Below are 21,402 nucleotides of genomic sequence, written 5' to 3'. Positions count from 1 at the left end.
GGCGTGGGCATGGCGGGTGGAAGGGAGGAGGAAGGATCCTCTATGGCGGCGGGGAAGAAGAACGGATTGAGGTTGAGGATCACCGGACCGGATGGCTCCGTGCACGAGGCCGTGTCCGAGGCCGAGAGCGTCATCGTGGGTTCGGGCGCTCAGGCGGCGGTGAAGCTGCTGGACCCTCGGGTGTCGAACCTTCACGTGATGTTGAAGGTCGAGTCCACGGGCTCGGTGACGGCCATCGACCTGGGCAGCGAGAGTGGCACGCAGGTGGGCGGTCAGCGGGTGGTGGGACCGAGGACGCTCGAATCGGGTGACGTGCTGATGCTGGGTGGCTCGCAGGTGGAGGTGCTCTTCGGCAACACGGAGCCGCCGCCTCCTCCAACGGGCGCGCAGGTGGAGGGTGGGGTGGGGCTGCAGGGCTCCGTGCTGCACCCTCGAGCCCCGGAGCCGCGCGCTCCGGAGGTGGGCAACCGGATGGTGCCGCCGGGCCTGCGCAACCGGGCGGCTCCCGAGCAGGTGGTGCGGAGCAAGCAGGCTCCGGCGGCCCGGACGGCGCGCTCGCTCGTGGCGGCGCACATCCGCGAGCCGTTGCCGCCCGAGGCCCTGCCCACCAAGGACGCCAAGGTCCTCCAGGTGCAGCTGCTCTGGGGCGATCAGATGATGTCCATCCAGCACTTCCGGGACGGAGTGCCGGTCACCATCGGCGAGGCGAAGAAGAACTTCTTCCACGTCTTCGAGTCCGAGGTGGGGACGCGTCACGTGCTGGCGGTGGGGCGCGGCGAGCTGTACGAGCTGCACGTGCCCGAGTCCTCTGGCGTCATCGTCACCCACAACGGTGACGTGCGCACCAAGGACGGCCTGCGCGCCGAGGGCAAGCTGACGGCCTCGGGCAAGGAGCACACGTACACGCTGGGCCTGCATGACCGGGCCGAGGTGTCGCTGGGCACGCTCACCTTCGTGGTGCGCTACGTGAAGCCCTCGCCGGCCGTGGCGGTGAACACGCTGGGCGAGGCGGACTTCACCTGGTTCAAGATCGCCGGCATCAGCTTCCTGGCGGCCGGGGCGTTCCTGGCGGCCATGCTGCTCACGCCTCGCTCCGAGGCTCCGTCCACCGACGACATCTTCGCGAGCCAGCAGCGGGTGGCGAAGTTCCTGGTGCAGCCGGCGAAGCAGATCGACACCAGGCGCTTCGAGCAGAAGGGCGCGGAGGAAGGCGCCAAGGCCAAGGACGAGGAAGGCAAGTTCGGCAAGGAGGAGGCGAAGAAGGCCGAGGCAGATCCCTCCAAGCCGGGCACCCACATCGTCAACAAGAACAAGCGCGAGCAGGACCGCAAGGTGGTGGGCCGGGTGGGCCTGCTGGGCGCGATGAAGGGCCTGAAGGGTGGCGCTTCCGACGTCTTCGGTCCGGGTGGCCTGGGCACGGGCATCAACAACGCGCTGGGTGGCCTCAAGAGCGGTGCGGGTCTCGGGGATGCGCAGGGCGTGGGCGGACTCGGCTCGCGGGGTTCGGGCACGGGCGGTGGCGGTACCGCGCTGGGGCTCGGTGGCCTGGGCACCAAGGGCAAGGGCCGCGGCGCGGGTGATGGCGGCGGCATCGACCTGGCGGGCCGTGGCAAGACGGTGACGAAGATCGTCCCCGGCAAGACCACGGTGATCGGCGGTCTGGACAAGGACGTGATCGCCAAGATCATCCGGAGCCACCAGAACGAGATCAAGTACTGCTACGAGACCGAGCTCAACAAGAACCCGAGCCTCGCGGGCAAGGTGGCGGTGGCCTTCACGATCGATCCGGCGGGCGGGGTGTCGGAGGCGAACGTGACGGAGACCACGCTGAACAGCTCGGCGGCGGAGAACTGCATGCTCTCGCGCATCCGCCGCTGGAAGTTCCCCGAGCCGAAGGGCGGCGGTGTGGTGGCGGTGACGTACCCGTGGCTGTTCTCGCCGGCGGGTGAGTAGCCGCACGCGCTTGCGCATCACCAATCGAGTCAAGAACCCCTCTCCCTCTGGGAGAGGGTCAGGGTGAGGGTCGTCCCGATATGAAGAAGCCGCTGTTGGCCGCCGTGCTCGCGATGCTGCCCACTACCGCTCTGGCGGCCACGCCGCCGGAAGGTGTCCCGCTGGAGGTCCGCCGCGGCTTCTTCACCGAGGCCGATATCGGCGCGTTCTTCACGCTGGGCGGGGAGAACATCTACTCGAACGCGCAGTCGTACCTGCAGCTGGGCGTGGGGTACGACCTGACGGACAAGATCTCGATGGGCGTGCACTTCGGGCTGGGCTCATCGGCGGCGAACTGCTTCGCCGGGTACATGCCAGGCACGAACGTGTGCAGCATGTCCGACAACTTCACGGTGATGTTCGCGGACGTGACGGCGGCGTACATGGTGCCGCTGGCGGACCGTCTGTATTTGATGCCGAAGGTGGCGGCGGGCCTGTCGCGGTTGGATCCGGCGCCGGTGGGAAGTGGAGACCCGGGAGCGGCGCTGACGGCGCCGAACGCGGGGCTGGGCATCGGCATCGAGTACGCGACGCCGATGGATCACTTCTCGGTGGGAGCGGACTTCCTGGCCCGCTACCTCATCGGGCCCAACATCCCCACCTTCGCCTTCTTCCCGCGGGTGAAGTACACGTTCTGAGTGGACCTCGGGCCCGCCGCCGCACGCCGCTCCTGGCTGCTCGGCGAGGAGGAGAGGGCGGACCCTCGGTACACCGTGCTTGACTCACCGTCATCGCTTCGGGAAGCATCGGGCGTTCGCAGTTCCGCCTCCCCATGCCCGAAGCGGTCGACTACTTCTCCAATCACCCGCTCAAGCTCCGGCTCCCGTGGCGCCTGTATCAAGGCCCCCTGGTGAGCACGGCGGCGCGGGTGGTGCGTGAGTCCAGCGCGGCCGAGCGATGGACGTCATCGAGCACCTGCTCCTTTGGCTGGGTGCTTGCCGCCACGGCGCGCCGGCCACACGACTCATGAGCGACGAGATCGAGATCACGCTCCGCGACTTCCAGAGCTATTACCCCTACGCCCCCACCGCAGCTATTACCCCTACGCCCCCACCGCGCTGGCCATCAAGGAGTGCGTGCGCCTGCACTTGATGCGGGATCTCAAGTGCGAGGGCCCCATCCTGGACGTCGGATGTGGAGATGGCCTGTTCGCCCGGCTCGCCTTCCAGGACGCCGAGGTGTGGGGCATCGACATCGATGGCAACGAGGGCCGGCGGGCCCAGGCCTCGCAGGCCTACTCACACGTGATACTCGCCGACATCACCCGCGCGCGGCTGCCGGAGTCGTTCTTCGGGAGCTGCATCGCCAACTGCTCGCTCGAGCACGTCCCCGACCTGGGTGCGGCGCTGCGCACCATCTACAGGTCCCTCAAGCCAGGCGGGGTCGTCTACGCCTTCCTGCCCAACCGGGACTGGGCCTCGCACATGGCCACGTCGCGGACCCTGGAGCGGCTGGGGCTGGAGTCGCTCTCGCGCACGGTGTGCGAGGCCATCGACCAGCAGTTCCGGCACGTGCACCTCGAGGACGCCGAGGGCTGGGCGCGCTGGTTCCGGGAGGCGGGCTTCGAGGTGTCTCGCGTGGACCCCATCGGCTCCACCGCCTCCACCGTCACCTTCGAGATGTTCCTCCTGCCGTCGCTGCTCGGGCTGACGACGAAGAAGCTGACCGGGCGCTGGACGCTGTTCCCCCGCCTGCGCAGCCTGGAGGCGGTGCCCGTCTTCGCGCTCGTGCGCACGCTGCTGTCGCTCCACGGGGACTCTCCGCTGACGGCGGAGTTCCTCGTCGAGGGCCGCAAGCCCCTATGAGCGGGCGCCGGCTGCGGGCGCTCGGGCCGCTGCTCGTGCCGGTGGCCGTCGCGCTCTTCGTCTTCCGAGGGCTCCTCTTCCTGGGCGAGCTGCCCTTCCGGCGCGACATGGGCCGGTTGTTCGTGCCCCTCAAGCGCGTGTTGAGCGAGTCGCTGCGCGCGGGCACGTTGCCGGAGTGGTGGCCGTGGGATGGACTGGGCATGCCGTTCATCGCCGTGCCCGTGATCAGCACGTTCCACCCGAGCACGGTGTTCTTCACGGTGCTGCCGTTCCACGCCGCCTTCGTGCTCCAGATGCTGGTGCCGGTGCCCACTGCCCTGCTGGGCACCTGGCGTCTGGGCCGTGCGCTCGGCCTGCGTCCGGTATTCGCGGCGCTGGCGGCCACCGCCTACACGCTGGGCCCCTATTTCCTCGGGGTCACCGAGTTCACCGCGACGTCCCTGGCGGCCGCGGCGCTGCCGTGGTTGTGGTGGGGCGCGCTGCGGTGCCGGACGGGTGGGCGGCTCCGCCCGGTGGTGCTCGCGCTGTCGCTCGCGTGGATGTTGCTCGCGGGGGATCCGCACCTGTCCATCATGGGCCTGATGGGCGCCGCCGTGCTGATGGTGCGGCCCACGCGGCCCCGGCAGTGGGTGCGCCCGGCCCGGTCGCTCGCGCTCGGGACGGTGCTCGCGGTGGCGCTGTCCGCGGTGCAGCTCGTGCCCTCGCTCATGCTCTTCCGCGAGTCCCCGCGCTCGAGCGGGGCGGGAATCGTCAGTCCGGACTATTGGCGGTTCGACCTGCACCAGCTCTCCGGCATGGTGGACCCCGGGGCGCTCGCGGGCCGCGACGTCATGTTCGAGATGACCTACCTGGGTCTCGGGGTGGTGGCGCTCGTGCTCGGGGGGAGCCTGGCGCGGGGAAGGCTGCGGTTTCAGTTGGTGGGCATCGCCCTGGTCTCGCTGGTGCTCGCCACGGGCTCGGCCACCCCCCTGTGGTCGCTCTTCTCGGCCATCGTCCCGTTCTGGAAGTCGTTCCAGTTCCCCGTCAAGGCCATTGGCCCCGTCATGCTGGCCCTTCCGCTGTTGGCGGCGCGGGGCGCCCAACAGGTCCTGCGGTGGGATCGCTCGCGCTTCCTCCCGGGAGCGCTATGCGCGCTGGCCGCGGGGGCCGGAACCTTCATGGGTGTATGGGGGCCCGCCTCGTGGGCCCTGTTGCTCGCCGGGGCCCTGGCGCTGGCGGCATGGCGCCGGGCGCTCGTGCCGGTGCTGTCGTACGTGGCGCTCGCGGGAGTGGCGCTGGACCTGGGACTCGCCAATGGCCGTCTGGTGCTCACCGCCCCGGTGGACTTCTACGCGCCGCCCCCGCTCGCGGAGGTGCTCCAGCGCAACGGCGTGTCGGGCGAGGGCTTCAACTACGTCTTCCTGTGGAAGCCGGCGCGGTCCCACGAGCCGGGTCCGGAACTGGACGCGGTGCAGAACGCGGCGCTCATCCCCCTGCGGGGCGCGCTGCACGGGCTGCCCACGGCCAACGTGTACCTGCAGGGCTTCTCCGCCCGGTACAACGAGCTGGTGCTGCGCAACCAGGAGCAGTGGGTGGGGAAGCTCGCGGGCGTGTTCGGCTCGCGGCTCTTCATCGCCTCGCCATCCGAGCTGAGGCCGGAGCAGCGCGAGCAGGCGTTGGGCCATGACGAGCGCGCCGATGCCATGGCGGTGCCGTTGCGGCGCTTCCTGCCGCGCGCGTATGTCACCGGGGGAGTGACCGTGCTGCCGCGTGCCCAGGTGGTGGACTACCTGGGCTCCTCGCGTTTCCGTCCCGGTGGGGAGGTGGTGTTGGAGGCCGAGGCGGAAGGGGTGGACGCGAGCCTGAAGCACGCGCCCACGGGTCCGGCCCGGCCGGTGGAGCGCATCCGCCGGGAGGGGGATGTGGTCGAGGTCGAGGTCACGCTCTCCTCACCGGGCATGCTGGTGCTCAACGAGTCGTACTTCGCGGGCGTGGAGGCGAGCGAGGAGGGCCGGCGTCTGCCGATGTATCCGGCCAACCACGCCGTGCGCGCGGTGCCCCTGTCCAAGGGGCGGCACGTGGTGCGCTTCGAGTACCGGACGCCGGGGCTCCTGGCGGGCTCCCTCACGAGCGCCGTGGCGGTGGGGGTGCTCGCCGCCACGGGAGTGCTCCAGCGCCGGTCCCGGAGGCGGGCGCAGTAGAGCTCCTGGCCCACCGGGGCCACTCATGGCCGGGCCTGAGCCTCACCGCGTCCCAACCAGAGCGAGCCCAACCCGAGTGGCACCGCGTCGAAGGGCTCGGCGCGCACGACTTCCCCGTTGCCATGCGTCGCGGTGAGGAGCCAGCCCACGGGCTCGCGCCGGAACACCTCCAGCGTCTGCGTGCGCGGCTCCACCAGCCAGGCGTGCGCCACGCCCTCCCGGTGGTAGATGGGGAGTTTGCGCGTCCGGTCGATGAGGGCCGTCGAGGGCGAGAGCACCTCGCATATCCAGTCCGGAGCGAGCGTCATGAAGGGCTCGTCTGGAGACGGCGGCTCCGGCAGGCGCTCGCGGCGCCATCCCGCGAGGTCCGGCACGAGGACATCCCGGCCGAAGTGCAGCTCCGGCTCATACACGATCCACCACCCACCGGGCCCTCCGCTCCCCAGGGAGAAGGGTGCTCCCAGCACGATGTGCAAGATCGAGGCGGTATGGACATGCCCCATGGCGGGCCTTGGCGAGGCCACCAACTCGTCCTCCAGAATCTCCCCCACCCAACCGACCGGCAGTGCCTCAATGTCCTCGTAGGTTGCCGGCTTCTTCCCCGTCCCCATCTGTCGCCTCCTGGTGGTTCGAACGCCCGCGGGACGGTGCCCCATCCCAACTCCACCAGTCTACCCGACCATCTGACATCCCAGGTAGGGACGAGAGGCGGGGGCACTTTCCCGATGCAGCGACCAGGAGTAAGCCTCAACACCCTGCGCCCTGGGGTGGCGCTCGCGCCGGGGTCAGGCTCGCACCTGCCGTGGGCAGTCCCAGGTGCTCCAGAATGGACTCCCGGAGTTGGAAATGTCGGCGTCTGAAGTCTGGTAGGGGCTTTGCTTGTCGGGATTCGTGAGGCGTCGCTACGCTTCGGCCATGTCCGCGAGCGGGGGCCGTAAGCGCAGTGTCGACGTCGTGATCCTGACCGCGATAACGCTGGAGTACCGTGCGGCGCTTCAGGTGGAAGCTGGCGCTTGGACGGGGAGTCGCTGGGAGGAAGAGAAGGGTCCCAACGGTCTTCCGGTCGCGTTCCGCACGTTTTACGGCAAGGGGAATCGGGGACTCCGTGTGGCGGTGGCACAGGCGGGGGACATGGGCGGAGTGGCGGCGACGAACGCGCTGCTTCCCCTGGTGGCGGAATACCGTCCCCGGTGCGTGGCGATGTGCGGCGTGTGCGCGGGACGCCCCGGCAAGACGAATCTCGGGGATGTGATCGCGGCGGAGCGGTTGTTCTTCCACGACACCGGTAAGCGGCTCCCCGAGGAGGTGCAGCAGGACCTCAAGACGTACAACCTCCGCGACGACTGGAAGGTGGCGCTCGAGCCCTTCGATTTCGCCGCGCGTTTCCGGGATGCGGAATGGTGGAAGAGGCGTCCCATCCCCTACGAGTGGCAGGAGAACTGGGTACTGGCGAAGCTGCACGAGGGCATCGCGGATCCGTCGATGCTTCCCGAATGTCATGAGGCCTGCCCGCAGTGGGAGAAGGTCATCGAGTCTCTCTGGACGTCCGGTCACGTCCAGGATGGCTCGCTCACCCTCACCGACGAGGGGAGGAAGCGTATCGGCAGGATTCTCATCAAGCAACGCAACCGTCTTCCCGACAGCGCTCCGTCTGGTTCGCTGGTGCCTTTCAAAGTCCATGTCGCACCGATGGGCAGTGGTAACCAGGTCGTCGAGGATGAGGAGGTCTGGAGCTTCATTTCCGAGCACATGCGCAAGATGCTGGGTTTGGAGATGGAGGCAGCGGCCATCGGCGCGCTGGCCCACGCTCAACGGGACCGGAAGCTCGACGCGCTGGTGATGAAGGGCGTGATGGACTTCGCCAACCATGGACGCGACGACCACTTCAAGGAGTTCGCCGCCCGGGCCTCGGCCGAGTGCCTGTTGGCGTTCCTCCGCGAGCGCGTCGAGGTGGAGGTGGTCCCTGGTCTTGACGACATCCTGGTGCCAGGAACCGAGGAGACACTGCCGGAGAACCCGCCTCCGTCTGCGCTCCTCAATGCGCGCTACGAGGTGGTGCCCTTCCACGAGCGAGGACGAGAGGAAATCCTCGCGGAGCTCGAGCGCTGGTGTGACGAAGGGCCGCCAGTCGCGGTGCGGTTGCTCCATGCCGAGGGTGGGGTGGGCAAGACGCGGCTCGCGATGGAATGGACACGCCGCCGGAGGGCCATGGGCTGGGCCGCTGGTTTCCTGCCGAAGGTGGTTCCCGGTGACTGGTTCGAACGGTTGTGGTCGCTCGGGCAGCCGGTGCTGGTGGTGCTCGATTACGCGGAGATCCGTTCCGAATTGCGCGAGGTGCTCCTTCGCGTTCTTCACTACTCAAAGCAGGAGGGCACAGGCGTACTCCGCCGGATGCGTCTCTTGCTCCTGGCTCGAAACAGCGGTGATTGGTGGCAGTCGCTGTGGCAGGCTGACACGTCCTTGGGGGCCTTGCTTGATGCGACGCCTCCTCGTGAACTGTCACCATTGGCCATCAAGCTGGCCGAGCGCGAGCAGGTGTTCCACGAGGCGGCGGAGAGGTTCGCTGCGAGGCGAGGCAAGGTGTACGTGAAGCGTTCTCCGCCCTCGCTCAGTGACGAACATTTCGAGCGGGTGCTCTACCTGCACATGGCTGCACTTGCATCGGTGGAGGGTCTTCCATTCGAGGTGAACACGTTGATGGACGTGAGCCTCGACCACGAAGAACGCTTCTGGGAAGTACGCGCCCAGCAGGCTGACGTGGCGTTTTCGCTACAACGGTCATTGGCTCGCCAGATGGTTGCTGCGGCCACACTTCGTGGAGGATTTGCGGAGCCTTCTGCTGCGATGGCCGTTGCCCGTCGGTTCCTCGGTCATTCCTTCTCCAAAGACGAGAGGGAACTGCTCCTGCTGCTTCAGCGGATCTATCAGCGCACGGACGAGGGGGCTTCCCTGTTCCTTCCGGCCCTGGAGCCAGACCTTTTGGGCGAAGGAATGGTTCTTCGAGTCGCTTCGCCGAAGCTTCAGGGAGAGCGTCCTCTGCCCGATTGGATTGACCGGGTGTTCCCTCCCGATGAGGACCCACAGGCCGTGCGCACGGGACTGGAAGTGCTTGGCCGTGCATCTGCCACTCAGCCTGATGTTGTTCGTCCGTGGCTCGAACAACTGCTTGCGGGTCCGCTACGGTCTCGTGCGCTCCTTGCGCTGGAAACCGCGAAGGCCATTGGACGGCGTACCGCCTTGTCGGTCATTGGAGACATACTGGCCGACCGGCTCGAGGGGGGTGGTGACGTGGAGTTGGCCCGCGAGATGGAGATAGCGGGTATTCCCACGTCCACGGTTTCACTTCGTAGAGTCGCCGAGTGGACGACTCGCAAGCTTTTGTATGCTCTACCGGCCTCAGCGGATGAGGGAGAATTCGCTGAAAGGGCACGGCTTTTCAAAGACCTGGGCATCAGGTTGCGCGAATTGGGTAAAAGGGAGGAGGCGCTGGAAGCGGCGAGAAAGGCCGTCGAGCTCAAACGGGCCCTGGCGGAGCGCAATCCAGACGCCTTCCAGCACGACCTTGCTGGAACCCTCAACAACCTGGGCACCATGTTGAGCGAACTGGGAAAAAGGGCGGAGGCGCTGGAGGCAACGAGAGAGGCTGTCGAAGTCTACCGAGCCTTGGCGGAGCGCAACCCAGACGCCTTCGGCCCCGACCTTGCCATGAGCCTGAACAATCTGGGTAACAGGTTGAGTGAACTGGGAAGAAGGGCGGAGGCGTTGGAGGCGGCGAGGGAGGCAGTCGAACTTCGTCGAGCCCAGGCGGACAGCAATCCAGACTCCTTCGGACCCGACCTTGCCATGAGCTTGAACAATCTAGGCAGCAGGTTGAGTGAACTGGGAAGAAGGGCCGAGGCGCTGGAGGCGGTGAGAGAGGCCGTCGAACTCCGTCGAGCCCAGGTGGAGCGCAACCCGGACGCATCCAGGCCCAACCTCGCCGCAAGCCTCAACAATCTGGGCGCCAGGTTGCTCGAACTGGGAAGAAGGGCGGAGGCGCTGGAGGCAACGAGAGAGGCCGTCGAAGTCTACCGAACTCTGGCCAAGCGCAACCCGGATGCCTTCCGGCCCGACCTCGCTGTAAGCCTCAACAACCTGGGCACCATGTTGAGCAGACTGGGAAGAAGAGAGGGGGCGCTGGAGGCGGCCAGGGAGGCCGTCGAGCTTCGTCGAGCCCTGGCGGAGCGCAACCCGGACGCCTTCCTGCCCAACCTTGCTGGAAGCCTCAACAACCTGGGCACTATATTGAGCGAACTTGGAAGAAGGGCGGAGGCTCTCTCCACAGTAGACGAGGCTGTCGAACTGCTTTGGCCTTTCTTCGAACGACTCCCGCTCGCCTTTGCTCAGAACATAGCGATCGTTCTTCGACATTCCCTGGCGCTTCACGAAGCTCTCCAGCGCCCGCTATCTTCCGAACTTCAAGAGCGCATCGCCACTTTCAACCGTTTCACGGAATCTTGAGGTCGTACAGATTGTCCGATGACGACGAACACAGCGACGACGAAGACGGAGCCAGTGTGATTGGCGGCAGCGCGGCAGCCGAGGCGGGAGAGCGAAGGTGGCCCGGAGCATCACCCCATCCCCCAGGGCGCTGTTGAGCATCATGGGCAGACACCGGAGACCGTCCTGCTCCTTCAGGCCCATGTCACGCGAATGGCCCAACGCGCCTGGTGTATTCCCGAGCATTCCCGGAGGAGATGAATGGACATGCGCACGCCGCCCCCGGAGGACTGCACTCAGAACCACCAGGTGGGCTTCGCCAACGTCAATGGCCAGTACCTGCTGGCGGAGAATAGCCGCTCGTTGACGTGAAGGATCTCCTGGCCGTCAATACTCCTGGAAGTAGCGCTGGAGCTGCGCCGGGTCCTTCGTCCGGGTGAGCGCCAGCTGCAGGAGCACGCGGGACTTGGCGGGGTTGAGCTTACCGGAGGCGACGAAGCCCAGCGCGTCGTCTACCTCGCTCTTGCGCGGCACGAGTCCACTCATGAGGCGCGAGCTGCGGACCAAGGCCACGCCCTGCTTGACGGCCTTGGCGAGGGCCTCCAGCGCCTGCTGGCTCATGTCGAAATGAAGCACCCGCGGACCGCACGAGGCGGGCCGCGGGTGCGAGGTACCGCACACGGGGGAGGACTGTGGGCGCTGACGGGTCGGACTCCTTGGACTGGGGGCTGTCCGGCGCCTCCATCCCACAGGCGGGGAGGACGGCGAGGCTGGCGGCGAACATCAGCTTCTTCCAACGGGGGGCATGCATCGTGGTGGATTCTCCGGGGTTCGAGGATGCTTCCGCGAACTCGGGGAATCCTTGAGCACGCCTCGTGCCAACACTCCGATGAGGGGCTCTTCAGAGGAGAACCCTCGCGGGGAAGGGTCTGGGAGGGGGAGGGCGGCTGCCGGCGACATGTCGCCGACATTCGCGAAACGTCGCGGCCCGAGGGATCTCGCACACTCCGGCTCTCGAGCGCCATGAAGATGTCAGGGGTGGGGCGGAGGGTGAAGACAGCCAACGGCTTGAGCTCCTCGCGCGCGGTCAAGAAGAATGCGGCCTCTAGCGAAGATCGGCAGGCAGCGCTGGCGAGGACAGCAACTCGCGGAACACCTCCCAGCGTCGCTCGTGCGAAGCGCCCGAGCCCGCCTTCCGCTCCACGTACTGCTTCACCATGTCACGCCCCAGGTTGTAGTTGATGACGTACGAGCGATTGTGGTCGATGAAGACCATCCGCTGGGTGGCGCGCTCGGGGGACAGCAGCCCGTAGCGCACGAGCCAGTCGCGCCCCTCCTCCCGGCTCATGGTGCCATCGAGATACCGGCGCGCGACCTCGTTGACCACGTAGGACAGCTTCTCGGTCAGCTCCTCCATCCGCACGTAGTCGGCAGCGCGCTTCGGGTCGAGCCCCGCGAGCGGGAAGAGGACGTCGCGCAGGTACGCCTCCGCATCGGGGAAGGCCAGCTCGATGCCATGGTTGGCGCTGCCCTCGGCGATGAGCGACATGGGCGAGAAGAGCGGGTACACCGAGAACTCCACCCAGCCGCGCTCGTGCACCAGGTGCTGCTCCAGCAGCGCATTGTAGACGTGGTGGCCGGGATAGCCCTCGTGCGCGGCGAGGTCGATGGCGCGCATGATGAAGAGAGGCAGGTCCGTGTTGATTTGAATCAAGCTCTTCGCGCTGCCCTTGAACCAGTTGTAACCGCCCCAAGGCTTGTTGTTGACGTACTCCAGGGTGAACGTCTCGTGGGCGGGCAACGCCACGTGCTTCAGCGTGCGGCGGCGCGACTCCTCGATGGCGGCGCGGAAGACGGCGTCCAGCTTCTCCCTGGGAATGACGAAGTCCTTCCGGAAGCGCTCCAGACGCTCGGACAGTGAACCCTGGCCGGGTACGAGCCGCTCCAGCTCGGCGAGTACCGCTTCGAACTCCGCCTCGGTGTGCCCCGGGTCTCGCGCGGCATAGAGAGCCTGGCTCTCCTCGTCGAACGTCAGCGTCTCTCCCGACAGCATCCGCACGCGCGCGCCGAGGGCCGAGAGCTGGGTCAGCAGGAAACGGCGGCGCATCGCGACGAGTTCATCCCCGGGCACCGGCACCGCTTCCACCTGCTTCACCAGCGCGGCGGTGCGCTCGCCAATCACTGGCAGGGGCAGCTTCGCGACTTCGGCCTCCTTCGCCCAGGCCTCGGGCCCGTAGTACGCGTCTACGTAGTGGGCATCATGCTGGCCCACGGCGAGGACCAGCTTCACGTACTGCTCGGCGGAGGAGTCCAGGGCGGAAGGTGTCTTCATCGGCGATTCGGTGGAGGGCTCGGAGGTGGGCGTTGCACCACGCGTGGCGCAGGCAAGGAGCGCGGAGGCGAGGACCAGAACGGACACACGTCGGAAGGTCGTTAGCATGGCGTAGCCCCAGTTGTAGCTGAGGAGAAGGAAGGGTTTCCATCCGCGTGCCCGGAGGAGTATAGGCATCTGCCGCGAGGCCTACCGTGTGGTCTAGGATGAGCACCGCTCTCTCCGAATCTTCTCGGAAGGGCGCGGTCCTGGAGGCCCCATGTCACCTCGAGCCTCGATGCGCAGCGCGCTGGCCGCGCGACTGGCGCGCCCCGTTCTTCTCCTGCTCGCTACCTTCAAGCTCGGTACTCGCCTGTCGGAGGGACGGTGGTCTGCGCCGGTGACGGGACGTCCTGCCCGTGGCACGGGGGCCCGTGCCAGGACCCGGTGTGTGGCTATTCGCACGAGATTTCCCTCACCATTCAGGCGGGGGATTACATCGTCATCTTCGGCCACCTGAACCAGCTCGCGTCCGGGGTGGAGGTCGGCGACACCGTCGTCCCCGGACAGCTCCTCGCCACCTCGGGCTCGATGAACGGGCCGCACCTGCACTTCGAGATCCGGGAGAAGAAGACGAACATCGGCTTCAACCCCTACGACTTCTTCGCGGGCGCGCAGAAGCAGGCGCTGGCCGATGCGTACGCGGCCTATGGCTACGGGCAGATTTCGACGAATGATGCTCGTGCTGGAGAATCCCGCGAAGCGCGATGGGTTGTAGCCGGGCCGCGACCCAGCGGCTCAGCGCGGCTCCAGGGCTGGAAGTCCGGGTGGGGCCCCGTGGCTCGGTGGAACTGGGGCGGGGCTTCCTCCTCTACCGATCCGCCCGGAACCGCTGCGCGAGCTTCTCTTGCTTGAAGTGGGCCGCGAGCAGCTCGATGAACACGCGAACCCGCGCGGGCAGCAGGCGCTGACTCGAGAAGTAGACGAGCAAGGGGCCGCCGTCGGCGTACCACTCCGGGAGCACGCGGACGGCCGTGCCGCGCTCCAGATCCGCCAGCACCTGCGAGGTCGGCAGCAGCGCCACGCCCATGCCGCCGCGGACCGCCGCGGCCATCGCGTCCAACTCGCTCAGCAAGATGGCCGGCTTCGGGTCGACGAGGGCCTCGGTGCCGTCGCGGTTCCGCATCGTCCAGACCCGTGGCTTGCCCGTGCGCGGCGAACGGAACGCGATCACCTGGTGATGGGCCAGCTCCTCTGGCGTCTTCGGCGTGCCGTGCTTCTTGAGGTACTCCTTGGACGACACCGCGATGATGTGGATGCGCGCCAGCTCCCGCGCTACGAGCCCCGCGCTCAGCTCCAACCCGGCGCCCACCGCGACGTCATAACCCTCGGCGATGAGATCCACCTGCCGGTTCTCGAAGTGCCACTCGGGAAGTACGCGAGGGCAGGCCTCCCGGTAGGGCTTCAAGACGGGCAGCACGTACTCGCGCCCGAACGCTGGAGCGAGGCTCAGCTTGAGCGTCCCCGTCGGTTCGAGTCTCTCGCTCGAGACGCGTGTGAGTGCCTCCTGCAGCGTGTGCAGACTTCCCGCCACGTCAGCGAACAGGTGCTCACCCGCCTCGGTCAGCTTGAGCTTGCGCGTGGTGCGGTGGAACAGGCGCACCCCCAGCGAGTCCTCGAGCCTGGCGACGCTCTTGCTCACCGCCGCGGGCGTCAGGACGAGCTTTCGCGCAGCCGAGGAGAAGCTGCCCAGCTCGGCGCTGCGTACGAAGGCTTCGATGGCTGAAAGGGGTTCCACGCACTTGCTACCAGAGGGCATTCAACCACGGGTTGAAGCGGGTTCGTCTGACCATCTTCAACTTCGGGTTGAAGGTGATTGTCGCAATCTGTTCCTACCGGAGGAAATGGCGAATGCACATACTCTTCTCATCAACGCGACACGAATCCCGCGGCACAGGAGAGAGAGAAAGCCATGGAGACCACCGGCAAGAACAATTCCCCCGACACCATCGTCCTCATTCACGGCCTGTGGGTGACGCCCCGTAGCTGGGAGAACTGGGTGAAGTTCTACGAAGCCCGTGGGTACAAGGTGCTGGCGCCCACCTACCCGGGGATGGAGGGTGAAGTGGACGGCCTGCGCAAGGACTCCTCGCCGATTGCCGAGCTGAGCGTGCAGAAGGTGGTGGACCACTACGCGAGCATCATCGAGGCGCTCCCCTCCAAGCCCATCCTCATCGGCCACTCGTTCGGCGGCACGGTGGTGCAGCTCCTGCTCGACCGGGGATTGGGTGCAGCGGGGGTGGTGATTGATTCGGCGCCGGTGAAGGGGGTGCTGCGGGTGCCGCTGACTCAAGTGCGTTCGACGTTCCCCGTGCTCAAGAATCCGGCGAACGTGAAGCGCGCGGTGCCGTTCACCCACGAAGAGTTCCACTACGCCTTCACCAACACGCTGAGCGAGGAGGAGAGCCGGGAGGCGTATGAGCGCTACGCTGTCGCCGCGCCGGGCCGAATCCTCTTCGAAGGCGCGACCATCAACTTGAACCCGAACACCGCCGCGAAGGTGGACTTCCACAAGGAAGACCGAGCGCCCCTCTTCTTCATCGCCGGAGAGCACGACCACATCATGCCCGCGGCACTCAACCGCGATAACGCCAGGAAGTACCGGAGCGGCATCGTCGCCTTCCGCGAGTTCGCTGGCCGCGACCACTTCATCGTCGGGGAGAAGGGCTGGGAAGAGGTCGCCACCGCTGCGCTCGAGTGGGCGCGGAATCCGCAGCCGGTCCCGATGCAGTAGCGCCGTGTTCCAGGGATGCCACCCTCACCCTCGATGCGCGCTACTCGTGGCGGCGGCGACGGCGCAGCGCGAAGATGATGCCCCTGGCCACCCACATGCTGACAGCCTGGCCAGGGCCGGCTCCGCAGTTGCAGCCTGTGGGAGCGCCAGTGTCGACGCCCTCACCGGGCGGCGGTGGCGGTGGTGGTGGTAGCGGTGGTGTTCCGCTCGCCACGGGCAAGGTGACCGTGCTTGGGTGCGCCGGATCCGTGTAGAGGGTGAGCGTCGTCATCACGGGGGCGGCGATGAGGACAACGGCTCGGCGACGTTTGGATTCACTTCGTAGTGCGGCGAGTTCGTCCCGCTGATCGCCACGCGGAGGCTGTGACCCGCCTTCACCCGCACGGCAACCGGACCCAGGTCGAGCTCGAACGGGACGGGTGCTCCTGGCGTGAGCGGCGTGAGCATGGACGGATCGGCGACGAAGCGCCCGCGGCGCACACCGTCGGTGAGCAGGAGCGACTTGCCATTCGGCGCGACCTGCGTCAGGCGCACGACGACGTCGACATCCGTCGTGGCGCTCGCCGCGTAGATCCGGGCCTTGGGGTTGCCGATGAGCTCGTAGTCGGAAGTTCCCGGCGCGGTGGTGATCGTCAGCACGTCGCCGCGCGCATCGAGCGCCGACTGATCGCGAGGACCGTCCGCCACGGAGAGGTTCGCCCCGCCCACGGTCGGAACCGGGTTTGAAGGATCGACGGTCAACGTCGTGACGTCTTGCGCGGCGGTGAGATACCAAGGCGTCAGGATGCTCTCCGGAGGCGGCCAGAGCGTGCCCTGTCGCCACTCTCCGGTCGCAGCCGCACCGTCGTCGCCAATCTGCGTGACGAAGTAGCGCAGCGACAGCCAGTTGGGAGTTCCCTGCCCTTTGAGGCAATGGTTGAAGAATGCGAGGTTGTCGTCCGTCGGTGCGGCCACGTTCGCGTAGGCGAGCTCACCGATTGGAGTCTGCGCGTCGCCGTGCGTCCAGGGGCCGAGCACCAACGTGTGACCGGAGCCCGGCGCCGAGTCCGTCACGTAGTGCGAGAATGCCGCTGTTTGCTGCAGCGCGAAGATGTCGAAGAAACCCGAGGTCATGTACACGCGAGCGCGAATCCGGCTGCGCTCGGCCGCATCGATGATCACCGGGTCCCAGTAGGTGCTCTTTGCTTCGTGGGCGCGCCAGGCGGCGAGCGTCGTCGGCGTCGGAAAGCCGTTGAGCCAAGACGTCGTCAGCTCGGCGCGCCAGGCGCCGCCTGGCATGAGCGAGTCGTACAGATTGTCGGAAGCGTTCTGTACGTGGGCACAGCGCAGCGAGTCCGGCGCATCTGGGAGCGCCAGGAGCTGCACGATGCCCTCGGCGGAGGCGCCGAAAGAGCCGATGTTGCCGTCGCACCAGTCTTGTTGCTCGATCCAGCGCATCGTCGCCGGACCAGACAAAGAGGAGGCCAAGCACGATGGCTCGCATGGCACACCCTACCATGGGAGCCAGTGTGATTGGCGGCAGCGCGGCAGCCGAGGCGGGAGATGGAAGGTGGCCCGGAGCATCACCCCATCCCCCAGGGCGCTGTGCACTCTGGGTGGAGGCGTCCTCTCCTTCTGCGGCTCCTTCCTGGCCGCTGCCTCGAGCGCCTGGCCGCTGCCTCGAGCGCCACGCTCGCCTGCCACGCGCCTGCTGCTTGGGGGAGCACTTGTATATGCCCCCATCCCTTGAGGGATGCTGGTGGACGTCAGGAGCAGACCATGCGCCGGTCATCCTTCATGCAGCCTCCCTCCCACTTCCATTCCACCCTCGCACGCCGGACCCTCATCCAGATGGCGGTGCGCATCGGCGTGGTCATCGCCCTGACCACGCTCGTCAGCTACCTCCACATCCTGCGCACCATGCGCGACGAGAGCCTGGAACATCTGGCACGGCACGTCGAAGAGCGCGTCCAACGGGAGCAGGCCATCTTCGTCCTCTCGGAGGAGACCCACGCCCTCATCAAGAAGGCCTTCGAAGAACGGCTCCAGGCCACGAGCCAGGAGGATCCCACTGCCCGCTTCCACGGCATGTTCGAGCGCCGGGCCGATGGGACGATTCGCACTCGTCCCCAGGGCTTCGATGGAACGCGGGTGCCAGGCGTGTGGATCACTCCGGGCGTGAAGGTGGATACCGGATTCCAACGCCGGGTGCTGGCCGCGTATGACGTGATGGCCCAATACGGACCCGCCTACCGCACCCGCCACATCAACACCTTCATCGTCCTGACGGAGGGGGTGAACGTGCTGTACTGGCCGGAGGTCCCCAACTGGACCCAGGACGTCGGGGCCGACTACCCGCTGCTCTCCTTCGAGTACTTCACCCTCACCCGGCCCCAGGAGAATCCCCTGCGGCAGGTGACCTGGACCCGCAGCTACAAGGATGACACCTCCGGAAAATGGCTGCTCTCCGCCGTCACCCCGGTGGACCAGGACGGCCAGCATGTGGCGACGCTCGGCAACGACGTGCTCGTCGATGAGCTGCTGTCGCGCACCCTCATCGACCACCTGCCCGGCGCGCACAACCTCATCTTCCGCGATGATGGCCAGCTCGTCGCCCATCCCGAGATCAAGCTGGACAGCCTGACGGGCGGCTACGACATCCTGGCCCCCCCAAAGCCGGAGGGCTCGCAGCCGGGGCGCCCCACCGCGGAGCAGCAGGCCCATCTGCGGAGCATCTTCGAGGCGGTGAAGCGCCGCGAGCCCGGGCAGACCGTGGTGGAGCTGCCCGAGTACGACGAGTACATCGCCGTGGCACAGCTGCGGGGCCCGGGGTGGAACTTCGTCACGGTGCTGCCCGAGAGCGTGGTGACCTCGAAAGCCATCGAGGCCGCGCGCTATGTGCTGGTGTTCGGCCTCGTGTCGCTGCTCGTGGAGCTGCTCATCATGTTCTGGGTGCTCAGGGAGCAGCTCTCCCGCCCGCTCCAGGCCTTCACCCAGGCCACGGCCCAGGTGACGGCCGGCGACTTCGGAGTCTCCCTGGAGACCTCACGCCAGGACGAGCTGGGACAGCTGGCCCGCTCCTTCGAGCGGATGGCCCAGGAGGTGCGGCAGCGAGAGGAAGCCCTGCGGCAGGCCAACGAGGGCCTGGAGCAACGTGTGGAGGAGCGCACCCGGGAGCTGAAGGAGGTCCACCAGCAGCTCCTGCAGACGGCCCGGCAGGCGGGCATGGCGGAGATCGCCACCAACGTGCTGCACAACGTGGGCAATGTCCTCAACAGCGTCTACACCGCGGCCCAGCTCGCCCGGGAGCGCATGCTCGGGATGAAGCTCGAGCACGTGGGCCGGGTGGCGCACCTGCTCCAGGAGCACCAGGGCGAGCTCAACACCTTCGTCACCCAGGACGACCGCGGGCGGAACCTCCTTCCCTTCCTGGACAAGCTGGGGAAGAACCTGTTGGACGATCGAGGGGGCATGCTCGAGCTGCTCGGTGACATCGGCCGGTATACCGAGCACATCGGCGACATCGTCAAGGTGCAACAAAACCACGCCCGGATGCCGCGGCTCCAGGAGGCGGTCAGCCTGACGGAGTTGGTGGAGGACGCCCTGCGCATCAACGAGGCCGGTCTCTCCCGCCATCAGGTCAAGGTGGAGCGGCAACTGGCCCCCATCCCCCCCGTGCTCACCGACAAGCACAAGGTCCTGATGATCCTCGTCAACCTGTTCAGCAACGCCAAATACGCCATGGATGCGATACCGCCGGAGGAGCGGCGGCTGACCGTGAAGCTGGAGCACTCCGCCGCCGACCGCGTCCGCATCGAGGTGCGAGACACCGGGGTGGGAATCGCACCGGAGCAGCTCACGCGCATCTTCCAGTACGGCTTCACCACGCGTCAGAGTGGCCACGGCTTTGGCCTGCACTCCAGTGCGGTGGCCGCCCAGGAGATGGGCGGCTCGCTGACGGTCCACAGCGAGGGAGCAGGGCACGGGGCCACCTTCATCCTGGAGCTGCCCCTGCACTCCACCGGGTTGATGCACGCCTCGTAGCCGCGCTCGCCCCCCTCCGTCAGAAGAGGAAGTCGGTGGTGAATTTCCCGATGCGCTCCGAGTCCCGGCCAAAGAGACTCAACTGCTGGCCGAAGTTGGAATCGACGACGAAGCGCACGACCTCCTCGTCGTTGTCGAACACCATCACCGGAATGACCGGGCCAAACTGCTCCTCGTGGGCCAGACGCATCTCACCCGTCACCGGGTACACCACGGCGGGAGCGTAGAATGACTGGCCTCGCAGCGGCCACACCTCGCCAGGGCACACGCTACCGCCAGGCTCCCACGAAACTCCGCCAGGCCCGCTCTGGGAGTGCCAGGCGGCGGGTTCGATTCCCGCCGCTTCCACTAGAAGTTACCCGCCGCTCCGAGCCGCGCCCCCCTCCTGGCAGGGGGGCGCGGCTTGCTTTTGGGGTGTTGACGCGCAAGCTGGTTGATGGGCATCACGCCGGTGGTGGTGCACCACGGCGGGTGATGGGAAGGCGACGAGCCGCCACCCGGGAGAGGAGCGGCCCGCCGCATGCAAGGCATCAGGAGGAGGAGACCTGGCGGTCGAGGACGCTCCGGGCGATGTCGGAGTCGACGAGCTTGCGCTTGCGTCGAGCGGCCTCACGCAGACAGAGGGAGGCGAGGCGATCCAGCTCGCGATGAGCCCCCTGGCTGGCCTCGTGCAGCAAGGCGACGGCATCGAGCGGGAAGAGCTCGCGGTCGCAGCCGGCAAGGTGACATTCCCGTAAGCTTGTATCGCTTACTCGGAATCCTCTCCCGATTCGTCTTCCTCCACCTCTTCCCCCTCAAGAGGTGCGCTCATGAACGTAAACCTCCCAGGCAATCGAACGACCATGAAACCCTTGCCAGCGATTCTGACGCGCTCTGCGTCCTCGGCCTTCCCGCTGGCAAGCCATTTGTCTGCGTCTCCCCGTGTTTCGAACTCATGAGAGACTTTGAGTTTGAACGAGGGATCGAAAATATCTCTGTAGAACCTGCGGAAATCATCCTCTTTCCTGATGTGGCGGGGGTAGATCAATGCAATCTGTGCGAGTTCGATTGCATCCCTTTCTGGTGAGCCCTCCGGGTGCTGCTGGATGATTGAGTTAAGAGTGCTGAGGATTGCGTCTGTGTCGAAATCTGGAATGTAGGGCATGGTGGCGCCGAGCCTTTCGCTTTCTGGTGGGGTTAGATAGGGGCGAGAAAGAGCGCGCCACCAACTATGACAATAATAAAGCCTGCTCCGGCCACGACCACATTGGTTCCGGGCGGCGCCTCGGCTGCGTGTTCTTTGAGCCAGTCGAGTGCAGCGTCGATGTTTGGGAACGCCATTTTCTTGCTGTGTGATTCTTGCCGCTCAAGTTCCTCTTGCTTGTCCACGCACTCATTGAATTCTTTGCGGCATTTCGTGGTGCAGTATTCGCGGTGTACGGCGGAGTGTTTCTTGATGCTCCAAACCGGCGGCTTGCGCCTCCAACACGTGTCGTAGCACTGTATTTGCAGTTCGTTGCAGTAAGCCTCTGCGCCAGAGCCGCCGATTCCGCGCACATCTTCTTGAAAGTTGATGCTGCTTGCGTCCTCGGCGATTAGGTACATCTTTCGCTCGGGCACTTGCGTGTGGGCGCATCCGAGGTTTGCCATAGCCACGGCAGTTAGCAGCGCCATCAACCGCGTTAGACCTGGTGGGTGCATTGCCTTTCCCTCTGTGCTTCGTTGCGTTGCCTACCTGCATTCCCGTTCAACCTCCAACCTCGGCTGAGTGGACGAGTCGGATGGCGGCAGAGCGCTTCCCGGTGCTGCCCGGTTTGTCGAGATCCGAAGTTTTGAGGG

Annotated in this window: 18 protein-coding genes and 1 tRNA gene; 10 read left to right on the top strand and 9 right to left on the bottom strand. The window is 66.6% G+C overall.

Annotated elements, in window-relative coordinates:
• Nucleotides 1–42: 42 nt before the first annotated feature.
• From Q664_RS15685 to Q664_RS15665, 5 genes are all read left to right on the top strand, one after another.
• Entirely contained in the window at nt 43–1,953 is a 1,911-nt protein-coding gene (locus Q664_RS15685; protein ID WP_043395335.1) for an AgmX/PglI C-terminal domain-containing protein, read from the top strand.
• 80 nt (nt 1,954–2,033) lie between these two features.
• A complete protein-coding gene (gene cglE, locus Q664_RS15680) occupies nt 2,034–2,630 on the top strand; it encodes an adventurous gliding motility protein CglE (protein ID WP_043395333.1) in 597 nt (198 codons plus the stop codon).
• A 134-nt stretch (nt 2,631–2,764) separates the two neighbouring features.
• Nucleotides 2,765–2,962 carry a hypothetical protein gene (locus Q664_RS15675; RefSeq protein WP_043395331.1) on the top strand — a complete coding sequence of 66 codons (198 nt, stop codon included), beginning with the start codon at nt 2,765–2,767 and terminating at the stop codon, nt 2,960–2,962.
• A gap of 106 nt (nt 2,963–3,068) precedes the next feature.
• Nucleotides 3,069–3,797 carry a class I SAM-dependent methyltransferase gene (locus tag Q664_RS15670; protein WP_152622123.1) on the top strand — a complete coding sequence of 243 codons (729 nt, stop codon included), beginning with the start codon at nt 3,069–3,071 and terminating at the stop codon, nt 3,795–3,797.
• A complete protein-coding gene (locus Q664_RS15665; RefSeq protein WP_043395326.1) occupies nt 3,794–5,977 on the top strand; it encodes a glycosyltransferase family protein in 2,184 nt (727 codons plus the stop codon). Before Q664_RS15670 ends, Q664_RS15665 begins: the two co-directional genes overlap by 4 nt.
• Before the next feature lie 23 nt (nt 5,978–6,000).
• On the opposite strand, the gene Q664_RS15660 is transcribed toward Q664_RS15665, so the two are convergent.
• On the bottom strand, nt 6,001–6,588 hold the full coding sequence (locus Q664_RS15660; protein ID WP_043395323.1) for a Uma2 family endonuclease: 588 nt from the start codon (nt 6,586–6,588) through the stop codon (nt 6,001–6,003).
• Between the two features lie 343 nt (nt 6,589–6,931).
• Between Q664_RS15660 and Q664_RS15655 the strand changes: the two genes are divergently transcribed.
• The gene (locus Q664_RS15655; RefSeq protein ID WP_235216713.1) at nt 6,932–10,477 is read left to right on the top strand and encodes a tetratricopeptide repeat protein; all 3,546 of its coding nucleotides are present in this window, start codon (nt 6,932–6,934) and stop codon (nt 10,475–10,477) included.
• A 366-nt stretch (nt 10,478–10,843) separates the two neighbouring features.
• On the opposite strand, the gene Q664_RS15650 is transcribed toward Q664_RS15655, so the two are convergent.
• The gene (locus Q664_RS15650) at nt 10,844–11,077 is read right to left on the bottom strand and encodes an L-asparaginase family protein (protein ID WP_152622122.1); all 234 of its coding nucleotides are present in this window, start codon (nt 11,075–11,077) and stop codon (nt 10,844–10,846) included.
• A 484-nt stretch (nt 11,078–11,561) separates the two neighbouring features.
• On the bottom strand, nt 11,562–12,788 hold the full coding sequence (locus tag Q664_RS15645) for a hypothetical protein (RefSeq protein WP_052518172.1): 1,227 nt from the start codon (nt 12,786–12,788) through the stop codon (nt 11,562–11,564).
• Between the two features lie 366 nt (nt 12,789–13,154).
• Here Q664_RS15645 and Q664_RS54845 point away from each other — a divergent pair, with 366 nt between their 5' ends.
• Nucleotides 13,155–13,682, top strand: a complete 528-nt coding sequence (locus Q664_RS54845; protein WP_075207443.1) for a M23 family metallopeptidase — start codon at nt 13,155–13,157, stop codon at nt 13,680–13,682.
• Here Q664_RS54845 and Q664_RS15640 read toward each other — a convergent pair.
• The gene (locus Q664_RS15640) at nt 13,639–14,565 is read right to left on the bottom strand and encodes a LysR family transcriptional regulator (RefSeq protein ID WP_043395319.1); all 927 of its coding nucleotides are present in this window, start codon (nt 14,563–14,565) and stop codon (nt 13,639–13,641) included. The genes Q664_RS54845 and Q664_RS15640 overlap by 44 nt on opposite strands.
• A 174-nt stretch (nt 14,566–14,739) precedes the next feature.
• Here Q664_RS15640 and Q664_RS15635 point away from each other — a divergent pair, with 174 nt between their 5' ends.
• Nucleotides 14,740–15,561, top strand: a complete 822-nt coding sequence (locus Q664_RS15635) for an alpha/beta hydrolase (protein WP_043395317.1) — start codon at nt 14,740–14,742, stop codon at nt 15,559–15,561.
• A gap of 270 nt (nt 15,562–15,831) precedes the next feature.
• Here the strand turns inward: Q664_RS15635 and Q664_RS15630 are convergent, their stop codons facing one another.
• On the bottom strand, nt 15,832–17,049 hold the full coding sequence (locus Q664_RS15630) for a CocE/NonD family hydrolase (protein ID WP_268811398.1): 1,218 nt from the start codon (nt 17,047–17,049) through the stop codon (nt 15,832–15,834).
• 342 nt (nt 17,050–17,391) lie between these two features.
• Here Q664_RS15630 and Q664_RS15625 point away from each other — a divergent pair, with 342 nt between their 5' ends.
• Entirely contained in the window at nt 17,392–19,584 is a 2,193-nt protein-coding gene (locus tag Q664_RS15625) for an ATP-binding protein (protein WP_043395387.1), read from the top strand.
• Nucleotides 19,585–19,603: 19 nt separating this feature from the next.
• On the opposite strand, the gene Q664_RS15620 is transcribed toward Q664_RS15625, so the two are convergent.
• Nucleotides 19,604–19,837 carry an aldehyde dehydrogenase family protein gene (locus Q664_RS15620; RefSeq protein WP_043395312.1) on the bottom strand — a complete coding sequence of 78 codons (234 nt, stop codon included), beginning with the start codon at nt 19,835–19,837 and terminating at the stop codon, nt 19,604–19,606.
• Here Q664_RS15620 and Q664_RS57730 point away from each other — a divergent pair.
• A tRNA-OTHER gene (locus Q664_RS57730) sits at nt 19,802–19,932 on the top strand. The two genes, Q664_RS15620 and Q664_RS57730, sit on opposite strands and share 36 nt — an antisense overlap.
• 182 nt (nt 19,933–20,114) lie before the next feature.
• Here the strand turns inward: Q664_RS57730 and Q664_RS59075 are convergent.
• The 3 genes from Q664_RS59075 to Q664_RS54840 form a co-directional block, all read right to left on the bottom strand.
• Nucleotides 20,115–20,261: a hypothetical protein gene (locus tag Q664_RS59075; protein ID WP_160174416.1), complete on the bottom strand. Its 147-nt coding sequence runs from the start codon at nt 20,259–20,261 to the stop codon at nt 20,115–20,117.
• Nucleotides 20,262–20,332: 71 nt separating this feature from the next.
• A complete protein-coding gene (locus Q664_RS15615) occupies nt 20,333–20,728 on the bottom strand; it encodes a hypothetical protein (RefSeq protein ID WP_043395308.1) in 396 nt (131 codons plus the stop codon).
• 32 nt (nt 20,729–20,760) lie between these two features.
• Entirely contained in the window at nt 20,761–21,168 is a 408-nt protein-coding gene (locus tag Q664_RS54840) for a hypothetical protein (RefSeq protein ID WP_235216712.1), read from the bottom strand.
• Between the last annotated feature and the right edge of the window lie 234 nt (nt 21,169–21,402).

Origin of the sequence: Archangium violaceum Cb vi76, from assembly GCF_000733295.1 — a bacterium.
Classification (GTDB): Bacteria; Myxococcota; Myxococcia; order Myxococcales; family Myxococcaceae; genus Archangium; species Archangium violaceum.
The sequence above is the reverse complement of the archived record's forward strand: the minus strand, read 5'-3'. Positions and strand labels throughout refer to the sequence as shown.

Bases quoted from the DNA above. Each gene is read 5' to 3' on its own strand.
- Q664_RS15660 (WP_043395323.1), bottom strand. From the start codon at position 6,588: ATGGGGACGGGGAAGAAGCCGGCAACCTACGAGGACATTGAGGCACTG.
- Q664_RS54840 (WP_235216712.1), bottom strand. From the start codon at position 21,168: ATGTACCTAATCGCCGAGGACGCAAGCAGCATCAACTTTCAAGAAGAT.
- Q664_RS15685 (WP_043395335.1), top strand. From the start codon at position 43: ATGGCGGCGGGGAAGAAGAACGGATTGAGGTTGAGGATCACCGGACCG.
- Q664_RS15615 (WP_043395308.1), bottom strand. From the start codon at position 20,728: ATGCCCTACATTCCAGATTTCGACACAGACGCAATCCTCAGCACTCTT.
- cglE (WP_043395333.1), top strand. From the start codon at position 2,034: ATGAAGAAGCCGCTGTTGGCCGCCGTGCTCGCGATGCTGCCCACTACC.
- Q664_RS15650 (WP_152622122.1), bottom strand. From the start codon at position 11,077: ATGAGCCAGCAGGCGCTGGAGGCCCTCGCCAAGGCCGTCAAGCAGGGC.
- Q664_RS15645 (WP_052518172.1), bottom strand. From the start codon at position 12,788: ATGAAGACACCTTCCGCCCTGGACTCCTCCGCCGAGCAGTACGTGAAG.
- Q664_RS15625 (WP_043395387.1), top strand. From the start codon at position 17,392: ATGGCGGTGCGCATCGGCGTGGTCATCGCCCTGACCACGCTCGTCAGC.
- Q664_RS15665 (WP_043395326.1), top strand. From the start codon at position 3,794: ATGAGCGGGCGCCGGCTGCGGGCGCTCGGGCCGCTGCTCGTGCCGGTG.
- Q664_RS15635 (WP_043395317.1), top strand. From the start codon at position 14,740: ATGGAGACCACCGGCAAGAACAATTCCCCCGACACCATCGTCCTCATT.
- Q664_RS15675 (WP_043395331.1), top strand. From the start codon at position 2,765: ATGCCCGAAGCGGTCGACTACTTCTCCAATCACCCGCTCAAGCTCCGG.